The following is a 12,668-nucleotide window of genomic DNA, read 5'->3' on the forward strand; positions in this document are numbered from 1 at the left end:
AATCGCCATTTATGCATTGCTAATCAACAGAACGTAAACTAGTACAAAAATGGCAAACAAAGTAGAAGTAAAAGAATTACTAGAAGCAGGTGTTCACTTTGGACACATGACTAGAAAATGGGATCCAAACATGGCTCCTTACATTTATATGGAGCGTAATGGTATTCACATTATCAATCTATATAAAACTGCAGCAAAAATTGAAGAGGCTAATGAAGCTTTGAAAAAAATCGCTGCATCAGGTAGAAAAATATTATTCGTTGCTACCAAAAAACAAGCTAAAGACATCGTTGCTGATAAAGCAAAAGCTGCAAACATGCCTTATATCACTGAAAGATGGCCTGGTGGAATGCTAACTAACTTCGTAACTATCCGTAAAGCTGTTAAAAAAATGGCTACTATTGATAAAATGAAGAAAGACGGTACTTTCATGACACTTTCTAAGAAAGAGCGTTTACAAGTAGATCGTCTTCGTGCTAAATTAGAGAAAAACTTAGGTTCAATCGCAGACATGTCTAGACTACCTGCAGCATTGTTCGTAGTAGATATCAAAGCTGAACATATCGCAATAAAAGAAGCACAAAAATTAAACATTCCAGTTTTTGCAATGGTAGATACTAACTCTGATCCTAGAGAAGTAGAGTATGTTATCCCATCAAATGATGATGCTTCTAAATCAATTGATAAAATTTTATCTTTAGTTACAGCTGCAATCGTTGAAGGTCTTTCTGACAGAGGTTCTGACAAAGAGGCTGAATCATTGTTACCTGCTACAGAAGAAGCAACTCCAGCTGCTGAGGCTGTTGAAGCTCCTGCTGAAACAAAAGAATAAATAAACATTTAAATTCCAATTTTTAAATTCCAAATCCCATAAAAAATTAGAAACGTTAAGTTGATAATTTGATAAAACTGGAATTTGAGATTTAAAGATTGGAATTTTTACTTTTAACTCATAAAAAATCATACAATATGGCAACAATTACTGCTGCAGACGTAAATAAATTAAGACAAACTACAGGTGCCGGAATGATGGACTGTAAAAAAGCTTTAGTTGAAGCTGAAGGAGATTTCGATAAAGCTATACAAAACCTTAGAGAAAAAGGTCAAAAAGTTGCTGCTAATCGTTCTGACCGTGAGTCTTCTGAAGGAGCTGCTGTTTCTTTTATTAATGCTGACAAAACTAAAGGAGCTATCATCACTTTAAACTGCGAAACAGATTTCGTAGGTAAAAATGAAAACTTCGTAAATTTAGCTAAAGAATTAGTTGAAAAAGCAATAAACTTCTCTTCTAAAGAAGAATTCTTAGCTTCAGATTTCAACGGAATGACTGTTGCTGAAAAGTTAATTGAGCAAACTGGTGTTATTGGTGAAAAAATCGAAATCGGTGGTTTTGAAATTTTAGAAGGGGCTTTCGTTGGATCTTATGTTCACGTTAACAAAATTGCTGCATTAACTGCAATTTCTGCACCAATTGATAACGCTGAAGTTTTAACTAAAGACATCTCTATGCAAGTAGCATCTATGGGAGCTGATACATTATCTTACAAAGATTTTGATCCTGCTTTCGTTGCTTCTGAACTTGCTGCTCGTATTGCTGTAATCGAAAAAGAAAATGAAGAAGCAAAACGTTTAGGAAAAACTTTAAAAAATGTTCCTAAATATATCTCTTTCTCTCAATTAACTGAAGAAGTTATAAAACAAGCTGAAGAAGATGCTAAAGCTGAATTAAAAGCTGAAGGTAAACCAGAACAAATTTGGGATAAAATTATTCCAGGAAAAGTTCAACGTTTCATCTCTGACAATACTACTTTAGATCAAGAAAAAGCTTTATTGGATCAAAACTTCATCAAAGATGATAGTAAAAAAGTTGGTGATTATGTTAAAGGATTCAACGTTGAAATTACAGGTTTCAAAAGAGTTACTTTAGGATAATCTATATTCTAGATTCGCATATAAAAAAAAGAGAGACTTAACGGTCTCTCTTTTTTATTATAACTATTTGTTTGATTTTGTTACTGGAGTTTCAAAACCTCTAGCTTTCATTAAAGCATTAATCTCAGGATTATGTCCTCTAAAAGATTTATAAGCTTCCTCCTGATCTGTTGTATTACCTACACTAAATATCTTATCGTGTAATCTTTTAGCAACATCTTTATCATAAGGTCCTTTTGCCTCTGTAAATGCCTCGTAAGCATCGGCACTAATAACATCTGCCCATAAATAACTATAATATCCGCTCGCATACCCATCACTAGAAAAAATGTGCCCAAATTGAGGAATACGATGACGCATTACAATTTCTTTAGGCATATTAAGCTTAGTCAATGTTTCTTTCTCAAAAATTGTAGGATCAATAACAGAATCTCCTGCTAAATGTAATTTCATATCAATAAGTGAACTTGAAATTGTCTCAACAGTAGAAAATCCTTCATTAAATGTTGCTGCTTTTGCAATACGCTCAACCAAATCTTTAGGAATAGGCTTTCCTGTTTTATAATTTAAAGCAAATTTATTCAATACCTCAGGAGTTTCTAACCAACGCTCTAAGATTTGAGATGGAAACTCTACATAATCTCTTGCAACTGCAGTTCCTGATAATGTAGGATAGGTAACATCCGAACATAAACCATGTAATGCGTGCCCAAATTCATGAAACAAAGTAGTTGCATCTGACCATGAAATCAAAACTGGCTCATTATCATTTCCTTTTATAAAATTACTATTATTAGAAACTATCGTGAGAACATTTCCGTCTAGTTTTTGTTGCTTTCTATACGCATTCATCCATGCTCCAGAACGCTTTCCTTTACGGGCGTAAGGATCAAAATACCATAAACCTACTACTTTACCAGTCTTTATATTAGAAACTTCCCAAACTCTAACATCTGAATGATATACAGGAACATCTGTTATTTGTTTAAATTTTAAATCAAATAATTCTCCCGCAACCCAAAACATTCCTTCGCGTAATTTTTCTAATTGAAGATATTCCTTAACCACATTTTGATCTAAGTCATATTTTGCTTTTCTAACTTTTTCAGCATAATAACGATAATCCCAAGGTTCAATCTGAAATTTTCCTCCCTCAGCAACAACAATCTTCTGCATATCAGCTACATCTTTGTGAACCTGATTTACAGCTGGCTCCCAAACAGCTTCCATTAAAGCCATCGCTCTTTCAGGAGTTTTAGCCATTCTGTTAGTTAAATTCCAATGAGCAAAAGTAGGATAACCTAAAAGTTTTGCTTTAGCAGCACGAAGCTGTAAAATTTCAACCAAAGTCGATTTATTATCATATTCATCTCCGTTATCTCCTCTGTTTATAAACATTCTCCAAACTTTTTCTCTCAACGCTCTATTGGTAGAAAAAGTTAAAAAAGGCTCTACAAAAGAACGTGTATTAGCAATACAACCTAATGCCGAAAGTTTTCTTTCTTTAGCATCGGCCATAGCAGCTTTTTTTATTCCGTCAGGCAAACCATCAAAATCTGCATCGGTTACCAAAGCTACATATTGATTATTTTCTTCTGCTAATAAATTCTGGCTAAACTTAGAAAATAACGTTGATAATTGCTTATTGATTTCTCCAACTTTAGCTTTATCGGCATCACTTAAATTTGCCCCTTGTTTATTAAACTCCGTATAATAAACCCAAATAAGTCTTTGTTGTTCTCCGGTTAGTTTCTTTTTATCTGGAGAATTATATAACTTTTCTATTCTGCCAAATAGTTTTCTGTTTTGATAAAACTCAGTAGATTGAGCAGCAAGTAATGGCTCAATATCTTTTTGTATCAATGCAAATTCAGGAGTACTAATATTTGAAGAATAAATTCCATAAGCCGTCATAATTCTCGACAACGTTTTACCAGAACGTTCCAATTCGGCAATTGTATTATCAAAAGTAGCAGGTTTTGTATTATTAGCAATAGCATCAATCTCATTACTTTTTTGTTTGATAGCAACATCAAAAGCGGGCTTAAAATCGGCTATTTTATACTCTGTAAAAGCAGGTACACCACCATAAGGACCAATCCATTTTTGCAATAATGGATTTTGTAAATTTGTTTGTGCCTGAACAGAAGTTAAAGATGTAGCCATAATTAGAATAGTGACAATTTTTTTCATGTACGTTATTTAATATTTTATAAAATAAATGCAATTCCCAAATATAGCCAATAATTAGAATAGCTAACGAAGAAAAAAGCCACATCTTAAATACATCTCAACAATGTTTTTTATAAAAATAAATACTCCGAATAATATCTTAAATTTGGCATATTAAAATTTATCTATGTTTAAAACCAAGAAAGAAATTGTTTTTGTTATCCTCGCCGGAATTTTTATTACCAATGCAGTTGTAGCAGAGCTAATTGGAGGGAAATTAATCCAAATTGGCCCATTTGTAATGAGTATCGGAATCCTACCTTGGCCTATTGTTTTTTTAACGACCGACTTGATTAATGAGTATTTTGGAGAAAAAGGAGTTAAAAAACTATCTTTTATAACAGCATGTTTAATCGCTTATGCTTTTCTAATATTATTTATGTCAATCGTAATTCCTGCAGCAAAAGGCATTAGCCCTGTCAATGACGAACAATTTCAAGCTGTTTTCGGACAAAGTATGTGGATTATTGTAGGTAGTATTATCGCATTTATGGTATCTCAGTTAATAGATGTATGGATGTTTTGGTTCTTTAAGAGACGAACAGGAGAAAATAAAATTTGGCTTAGAACTACCGGATCAACTGTAATTTCTCAACTATTTGACTCTTTTATTGTTTTAGGAATTGCTTTTTGGTTACCTGGAAAAATAAATTTCGATACTTTTATATCATCAGCTTTAACTGGCTATACATTCAAACTTACTTTGGCAATAGTATTAACTCCACTGATATATGCTGGTCATCATTTGATTAAAAAATATCTGGAAGAAGATAATTCCGAAGAAAAGAAAAACAACCATACCGCATGAAACATCACAATATATTTTTATTGATTTTAATTTTATGCTGCTTGTCTAGTTGTAATAAAAATGACAGAGATCAATTATTAGAGTCAACAACAACTGTTTCCGAAAAAATAAAGGACATCTCAAAAAGTACAATAGAAACTATAACTTCGGCTAAAGATTCCATTACAAAAACTATATTCACGCCTAACAAAACAAAAAATAACGAAACCATTACAGAAGAAGGTTCTGTTATAAAAGATAGCATAAGGATAGAAAACTTAGAAACTGAAAAACTTAAAGGTTTTACCTATTTTAAAAAATTACTTTCTGTATGCAAAACAGGAGAAACACTAACCCAAAAAGAATTAATTGAAGACCATAACATCCCAAAAGAAGGAGTTAAATTAATAAAAAGCATAACTAAAACTGCCGAAGATGAAATCGATATCAAATGGAATTCTACTTGGTTTATTGAGAAAATTTCGGATGCTAAATTTGCTGATGCTCGAATGAAAATTAAATTTGAAGCAAACAAAATGTATACTTCAGGGAAAGCTATCGGAATAAAATACAATAAGAGAATTTATAACGACTTAATCATCATTGGAACCTCTGCCTATATTCCTTCAGTAAAAGGTTACCATTGGAAAATTGGAAAGTAAAGAATAATGATTCTAAAATAGTAAGAAAATTATTATTTTAACAAGAAAAAACTTGGTTTGCTAAATTATATACATATGTTTGATACTTTGTATTAATAATTTAAAAATTTCGTAATGAAAAAAATTAAAATTCTGTTTGCTTTTGCAATTGTATTGGGATTAACTGTATCATCATGTAGTGGGAGTAGTAGCGATGATGACAATAATAACAAAGAAGCTTCAATTATAGGTCAATGGGAACTAACGAAAGTAGGAAACATTTTAAATGGCACACAACTATTACTTCCTTTTACACAAGAAGGTGGATGTAATAACAATGTCATAGAATTATTAGATAATGCAAAATATACCGAATTGGAATATGAGTATGTTAATTCAAAATGTAAACTATACAGTGATGAAGGAACATGGTCAACAGCGAATAAAACTCTAACAGTAAAAGATATTCAAGGCAATACAACCATCTATGAAATATTAGAATTAAGCAATACAACATTGAGATTAAAGATAACTCAAGGTAATGACAACAGTTCTATTTATGCTTTAAGTGAATATAAAAGGAAATAACACCTAAAATTACATAAATTTAAATCCTCATTTCATCCCGAAATGAGGATTTTTTATACATTTGAAATAAAAGATGGAACCTATACGATGTGGCTGGTGCTCAGCAAGCGATTTATACAAAAAATACCATGACGAAGAATGGGGGATTCCTGTTTACGACGATGCATCATTATTTGAGTTTCTAACTCTCGAAACCTTTCAGGCAGGATTAAGTTGGATTACTATTTTAAACAAAAGAGAAAATTTTAGAACTGCTTTTGACAATTTCGATTACAAAAAAATAGCTCAATATCCCGAAGAGAAAATCGAATCTTTGCTTCAAGATACTGGAATAATCCGAAACAAATTAAAAATACGTTCGGCAGTTAGCAACGCACAGGCATTTATAAAAATACAAGAAGAATTTGGAAGTTTTTCTGATTATATCTGGAAATTTACTGATGGAAAACCCATCATCAATAATCCAAAAACACTAAAAGATGTTCCCGCTACTACTCCACTTTCTGACACAATTAGTAAAGATTTAAAAAAAAGAGGATTTAAATTTGTTGGTTCAACCGTTATTTACGCTCAAATGCAAGCCACAGGAATGGTCAATGATCATATCGAAGATTGCTGGACAAGAAAAAAATAGTTTGCAGTCATAGTTACAGTTTGCAGTCACAGTTTTCAGTTTCAGAAAAACTTAATTCCTCTTATATTTCTTAATGGTTCAAAAAATATTTTTGTAACTTTTTTTAAACTACAAAAACAGTTCTTCAACTTTAAACGTTAAACATTAAACGTTTAAACAAAAAATTATTACATTTGCTTCACACTTTAGGGGTGTCTACAATAAAGTAGGCTGAGATTTTACCCTCTGAACCTGATCTAGTTCATACTAGCGTAGGGAAAAGTAAGATGACTTCCGTGCATATCTATATGCCATTGTAGCCATTCCTAAAGTATAACTATATACTAAATTCTAGAGGAATGGAACTAAAAATCAACCAACAAACCAAACAATTCAATGCTGAATCTCTTAGCGTTCAGGCATTGCTCGATCTCGAAATTCCCAACAAACAAAATGGCATTGCCATTGCCATAAACAACACTGTTATTCCAAAACCCATCTGGAATACACATATCCTAAACGAAACCGACGATATTTTAATTATTTCTGCTACGCAAGGAGGATAGTCCCGATAGCTATCGGGATAAATCCCAATAAAAAAATTCAAATCCCAATTGAAGAAGCACTGCGGTGTACCTGTACATGTGCATATCTACAAAACATCTCACAACTAACAAAATTTACAATCAAGTTAAAAACTTTAAACTTCCTCCCAATGACTAACGAAGAAAAAATATCCAGAACTCCTTTCCCTAACTCCAATAAAGTATATGTTAACGGAGAAATACATCCTATAAAAGTAGCCATGCGCGAGGTAATACTTAGCAACACCAGACTTTCTAATGGTGGTATCGAAAAAAATCCTTCCGTAACTATTTATGATACATCAGGCCCTTACACAGATCCAAATATCGAAATAGACATTCGAAAAGGGTTACCTCGCCTAAGAGAAGAATGGATTTTAGGACGAAACGATGTAGAAATTCTAGACGAAATCAGCTCAGATTACGGACAAATGCGATTAAACGACGAGAATTTAAATCATTTACGTTTTGAATATTTACACCAACCAAAACGTGCCAAAAAAGGCGCAAATGTTACGCAACTTTATTACGCTAAACAAGGAATTATTACTCCCGAAATGGAATATATTGCGATTCGTGAAAACCAACGTATTGAGTTATTAAATGAACAAACTAAAGCCATGCAATGCCAACATGCTGGACATAGTTTTGGTGCTAATACTCCAAAAAGCAAGATAACTCCAGAATTTGTACGTAGTGAAGTAGCAATTGGTCGTGCTATTATCCCGAACAACATTAACCATCCCGAAAGCGAACCTATGATTGTAGGGCGTAATTTCTTAGTGAAAATAAATGCTAATATTGGTAATAGCGCTGTAACATCGACCATTGAGGAAGAAGTTGAAAAAGCTGTTTGGGCTTGTCGCTGGGGAGCAGATACCATAATGGATTTATCTACTGGAAAGAACATTCATGAAACCAGAGAATGGATTATTCGTAATTCGCCAGTACCAATCGGGACAGTACCTATTTATCAGGCTTTAGAAAAAGTAAAAGGAATCGCCGAAGATTTAACTTGGGAAGTTTTCCGCGATACACTTATCGAGCAAGCCGAACAAGGAGTTTCTTATTTCACTATTCATGCTGGTGTTTTATTGCGTTACATTCATCTTACTGCCGAACGCGTTACAGGAATCGTTTCCCGTGGCGGATCGATAATGGCAAAGTGGTGTTTGTTTCATCACAAAGAAAACTTTTTATATACTCATTTTGAAGAAATTTGCGAAATCATGAAACAATATGATGTAGCATTTTCTCTAGGCGATGGTTTACGCCCAGGTTCTATTGCCGATGCCAATGATGCTGCACAATTTGCCGAACTGGAAACTCTTGGAGAATTAGCAAAAATTGCTTGGAAACACGATGTTCAAGTGTTTATAGAAGGTCCTGGTCACGTGCCAATGCACATGATAAAAGAAAACATGGACAAGCAATTAGAGCATTGTAACGAAGCTCCGTTTTATACTCTTGGACCATTAACTACAGATATTGCACCGGGTTACGACCACATTACATCTGCAATTGGAGCTGCTATGATTGGTTGGTACGGTTGCGCAATGCTTTGTTATGTTACCCCAAAAGAACATCTTGGTTTACCTAATAAAAAAGATGTAAAAGATGGAGTTATCACTTATAAAATCTCAGCTCATGCTGCCGATTTAGCCAAAGGGCATCCGGGAGCACAATATCGTGACAATGCATTGAGCAAAGCCCGTTTCGAATTCCGTTGGGAAGATCAATTTAATTTATCACTAGATCCAGACACAGCAAGAGAATTTCACGATGAAACACTTCCTGCCGAAGGTGCCAAAATCGCTCATTTCTGTTCGATGTGCGGTCCAAAATTCTGCTCCATGAAAATATCTCAGGAAATACGTGATGTGGCTGCAGCCGAAAAAGGAATGCAAGAGAAATCGGAAGAGTTTATTGAGCAAGGAAAAGAGATTTATATTTAATTTCAGAATAAAGAAGCAAGAGAAAAGAAAGTCAAGAAATAGAGGAAAGAAGAAAGATTATGATAGTTCTATCAAATCCAACTGCTATAGCAAATGAAATCAATGTAATCCATTCTCTTTTTGAGGAAGGATTACAATTGTTTCATGTGCGAAAACCATATTATTCGCTAAAGGAAATGATTTCGTTTGTCGAACAGATAAGTCCCGAATTCCGATCTCGATTGGTATTACATAGTCATCATGAATCGATAGAAAACTTTAAGATTAACCGAATTCATTTTACAGAGGAAAAAAGAAAAAACAATCTTGGTTTTCCTGCAAGATTTACAAAACCATGTAGGTCTAAAAATATAGTTTTATCAACATCGACACATTCAATTCACGATTTTAATTCATTAGCTCCCGAATTTGAATATGCCTTTTTGAGTCCAGTTTATCCTAGTATTTCTAAAGAGAATTATCTCCCTAAAACAGATTTATTTGAAGCCATAAAGAACAGAACTAATGTAAAAACTAAACTAATTGCTTTGGGAGGAATTAATACTGAAAACATAGAAAAAACACTGGTAAGTGGCTTTGATAATGTTGCTTTATTAGGTAGTATTTGGAATGCAGAAAATCCAATTAAAAATTTTAAATCATGTCAGAAAATCGCCCTTTCGTCCTTACAATAGCTGGTTTTGACCCATCTGGTGGTGCAGGAGTTTTAGCAGATTGCAAAACTTTTGAACAACATCAAGTTGCTGGACTTGCCATCAATACAGGAAATACAATTCAGACAGAAAAAGAATTCTTTCAAATAGAATGGACATCTCTTGATTTTGTGTTACGTTCCATAAAAACACTTTTTGAAAATTATGACATAAAGGTGGTGAAAATCGGGATTGTTCCTTCTCTCCATTATTTAAAAGAAATTGTTTTTAATATAAAAGAACTTTCTCCTAAAACTCAAATAGTCTGGGATACAGTTTTAAAATCTACAACCGAATTTGATTTTATTACCATCGAAAACAAATCAGATTTAAACGAGATACTTTCCAAAATTGATTTGATTACACCAAATTATAATGAAGTAAAAAAGCTATTTCCTGATTTCGATTTTGACGCAAGTCAATTAAACAAACAAATCCCAACGGCTATTTTATTAAAAGGCGGACATAATAACAAAGCTATCGGAACTGATTATTTATATAACCAAAATGAAGTTTTCGTGCTTACGCCAAATAACACCAAATGCTACGCAAAACATGGCTCAGGTTGTGTATTATCATCGGCTATTGCTGCTAATTTGGCTTTGGACCAAGATTTAAAATCAGCCTGTATAAATGCCAAAAATTATATCGAAAAATACTTGAATTCAACTTCAACCTTAATCGGCTATCACTATGTATAATAAACTACAATACATCTCACAAGGAAATACAATCGAGGCACAATTGTACAATATTCATCAGGCGTTAGATAATGGCTGTGATTGGGTACAAATGCGATTTAAAAATCAAACAGCAAAGAATTCTTTCGCTTTAGCAGAAGCTGTAAAGTTTTTATGTGAAGAATATCTCGCCAATTTCATCATCAATGACAATGTTTATCTGGCTCAACAAATTGCCGCAGATGGAGTACATCTAGGGCTTTCGGACACAAAAATAGACGAAGCACGAGCCATATTAGGAAATACAAAAATTATTGGCGGAACAGCCAATACATTCGAAGATATCACCAATCACATAAAAAATGGTTGTGATTATATTGGTCTTGGTCCATTTCAGTTCACAGAAACCAAAGAGAAATTAAGTCCGATTCTAGGCTTAGAAGGATATCATGAAATCATACAAAAAATCAAATCCAACAATCTCGAAATTCCTATTTATGCTATTGGCGGAATCACATTAGAAAACGTTGATCAATTAATAGAAACCAGAATTCATGGTATTGCTGTTTCTGGAATAATTACCAAAAGTCCCGAGAAAGGAAAACTTATTACACAACTTAACGAAAAATTATATGCAAACGTCATTATTTAAAATAGGCGATAAACTTCTTGAATCCCGTTTGTTTTTGGGGACAGGAAAATTTGGCTCAAATCTGGAAATGGAAAAAGCTATTTTGGCCTCGGGAAGTGAATTAGTTACTGTTGCTTTAAAACGTATTGATTTAGAAACTGAAACCGATGCTATTTTATCCCATTTAAAACATCCGAGGATTAATTTATTACCAAATACTTCGGGAGCAAGAAATGCAAAAGAAGCAATATTTGCAGCGCAATTAGCCCGTGAAGCTCTTGAAACCAATTGGCTAAAACTCGAAATTCATCCTGATCCAAAATACTTAATGCCAGATGCGATCGAAACTTTAAAAGCTACCGAAGAATTAGCAAAACTAGGTTTTATTATTCTGCCGTACATACATGCAGACCCCGTTTTATGCAAACGATTGGAAGATGCAGGAACAGCAGCTGTAATGCCTTTGGGCTCTCCTATTGGCAGTAATAAAGGTTTAAAAACAATCGATTTCCTAGAAATTATAATAGAACAAAGCAACGTTCCTGTAATTATAGATGCTGGAATCGGAGCTCCATCAGATGCTGCAAAAGCAATGGAATTAGGTGCTGATGCTGTTTTAGTCAATACTGCGATTGCTGTAGCCGGAAATCCTGAATTAATGGCTCAAGCTTTTAGAGAAGCTGTAATTGCAGGTCGAAAAGCATTTGAGGCTAAACTAGGAAAACAATATAATCAAGCTGTAGCTTCGAGCCCATTGACTTCTTTTTTATACTAACAAAGTTATTTCACGCAGATTTAAGGGGATTTAAGCTGATTTAAAATGATTATTATTTATTTATCTGCTAAAATCTACTTGAAAAGTAAAATCTTAAAAAAGAAAGAAAATTCTTTAATTTTGAATCGAATTTAAATTAAAGGATAATGACAGAGAATGAAATATCATATCTAGTGCGAGGAGCAATTTTTAAAGTATATAATAATTTAGGCCCAGGATTATTTGAATCTGTTTATGAAAGCGCTTTGTTTTATGAATTGACAAAAATTAATTTACAAGTCCAGAAACAAGTTGAAGTTACAATTCTTTATGAAGAAATAACACTAGAACCTGCTTTTAGACTAGATCTTTTGGTAGAAGACAAAGTGATAATTGAATTAAAATCAGTTGAAGAAATAGCTCCAATACATTATAAACAGCTTGCCACTTATCTAAGGCTCACAAATAAAAAACTAGGATTATTAGTTAATTTCAACACTTTAAACATTTTAAATGATATCAAAAGAATTGCTAATAAAATATAAAAACATCAACAGATATAAGATTCAGTAAAATTCA

Annotated in this window: 14 protein-coding genes and 1 riboswitch; of the genes, 13 read left to right on the plus strand and 1 reads right to left on the minus strand. The window is 33.1% G+C overall.

Annotated features, from left to right (window positions below; translation table 11 throughout):
* Window positions 1-49 precede the first annotated feature (49 nt).
* Together rpsB and tsf are read left to right on the plus strand one after the other, a co-directional pair.
* Window positions 50-832 carry a 30S ribosomal protein S2 gene (gene rpsB / locus AC3IPI_RS02380; RefSeq protein WP_039111872.1) on the plus strand — a complete coding sequence of 261 codons (783 nt, stop codon included), beginning with the start codon at window positions 50-52 and terminating at the stop codon, window positions 830-832.
* A 137-nt stretch (window positions 833-969) separates the two neighbouring features.
* A complete protein-coding gene (gene tsf, locus AC3IPI_RS02385; RefSeq protein WP_039111871.1) occupies window positions 970-1,932 on the plus strand; it encodes a translation elongation factor Ts in 963 nt (320 codons plus the stop codon).
* Between the two features lie 63 nt (window positions 1,933-1,995).
* On the opposite strand, the gene AC3IPI_RS02390 is transcribed toward tsf, so the two are convergent.
* On the minus strand, window positions 1,996-4,125 hold the full coding sequence (locus tag AC3IPI_RS02390; protein ID WP_489156870.1) for a M3 family metallopeptidase: 2,130 nt from the start codon (window positions 4,123-4,125) through the stop codon (window positions 1,996-1,998).
* 166 nt (window positions 4,126-4,291) lie between these two features.
* Here AC3IPI_RS02390 and AC3IPI_RS02395 point away from each other — a divergent pair, with 166 nt between their 5' ends.
* From AC3IPI_RS02395 to AC3IPI_RS02445, 11 genes are all read left to right on the plus strand, one after another.
* Window positions 4,292-4,972, plus strand: coding sequence for a queuosine precursor transporter (locus tag AC3IPI_RS02395; RefSeq protein ID WP_489156872.1), 681 nt, complete (start codon window positions 4,292-4,294; stop codon window positions 4,970-4,972).
* Window positions 4,969-5,613 (plus strand): hypothetical protein, encoded by a 645-nt coding sequence (locus AC3IPI_RS02400; RefSeq protein WP_323491513.1) that lies wholly within the window; start codon window positions 4,969-4,971, stop codon window positions 5,611-5,613. Before AC3IPI_RS02395 ends, AC3IPI_RS02400 begins: the two co-directional genes overlap by 4 nt.
* Before the next feature lie 114 nt (window positions 5,614-5,727).
* Window positions 5,728-6,180: a lipocalin-like domain-containing protein gene (locus AC3IPI_RS02405; RefSeq protein ID WP_086894871.1), complete on the plus strand. Its 453-nt coding sequence runs from the start codon at window positions 5,728-5,730 to the stop codon at window positions 6,178-6,180.
* A 73-nt stretch (window positions 6,181-6,253) separates the two neighbouring features.
* A complete protein-coding gene (locus AC3IPI_RS02410; protein ID WP_489156875.1) occupies window positions 6,254-6,814 on the plus strand; it encodes a DNA-3-methyladenine glycosylase I in 561 nt (186 codons plus the stop codon).
* Window positions 6,815-6,991: 177 nt separating this feature from the next.
* Window positions 6,992-7,089, plus strand: a riboswitch (TPP riboswitch).
* A 63-nt stretch (window positions 7,090-7,152) separates the two neighbouring features.
* Window positions 7,153-7,359, plus strand: coding sequence for a sulfur carrier protein ThiS (gene thiS / locus AC3IPI_RS02415; protein WP_489156877.1), 207 nt, complete (start codon window positions 7,153-7,155; stop codon window positions 7,357-7,359).
* Between the two features lie 149 nt (window positions 7,360-7,508).
* The gene (gene thiC, locus AC3IPI_RS02420) at window positions 7,509-9,332 is read left to right on the plus strand and encodes a phosphomethylpyrimidine synthase ThiC (protein ID WP_489156879.1); all 1,824 of its coding nucleotides are present in this window, start codon (window positions 7,509-7,511) and stop codon (window positions 9,330-9,332) included.
* Between the two features lie 59 nt (window positions 9,333-9,391).
* A complete protein-coding gene (locus AC3IPI_RS02425) occupies window positions 9,392-10,006 on the plus strand; it encodes a thiamine phosphate synthase (RefSeq protein WP_489156881.1) in 615 nt (204 codons plus the stop codon).
* Entirely contained in the window at window positions 9,973-10,725 is a 753-nt protein-coding gene (locus tag AC3IPI_RS02430) for a hydroxymethylpyrimidine/phosphomethylpyrimidine kinase (protein WP_489156883.1), read from the plus strand. Before AC3IPI_RS02425 ends, AC3IPI_RS02430 begins: the two co-directional genes overlap by 34 nt.
* Window positions 10,718-11,356 (plus strand): thiamine phosphate synthase, encoded by a 639-nt coding sequence (locus tag AC3IPI_RS02435; protein ID WP_489156885.1) that lies wholly within the window; start codon window positions 10,718-10,720, stop codon window positions 11,354-11,356. The genes AC3IPI_RS02430 and AC3IPI_RS02435 overlap by 8 nt, the downstream gene beginning before the upstream one ends.
* Complete coding sequence (locus tag AC3IPI_RS02440; protein WP_489156887.1) at window positions 11,337-12,110, plus strand: thiazole synthase; 774 nt, start codon at window positions 11,337-11,339, stop codon at window positions 12,108-12,110. Before AC3IPI_RS02435 ends, AC3IPI_RS02440 begins: the two co-directional genes overlap by 20 nt.
* Window positions 12,111-12,256: 146 nt before the next feature.
* Window positions 12,257-12,634 carry a GxxExxY protein gene (locus AC3IPI_RS02445; protein WP_489156889.1) on the plus strand — a complete coding sequence of 126 codons (378 nt, stop codon included), beginning with the start codon at window positions 12,257-12,259 and terminating at the stop codon, window positions 12,632-12,634.
* Window positions 12,635-12,668 lie beyond the last annotated feature (34 nt).

It is taken from the genome of Flavobacterium sp. GL_143 (assembly GCF_057834355.1).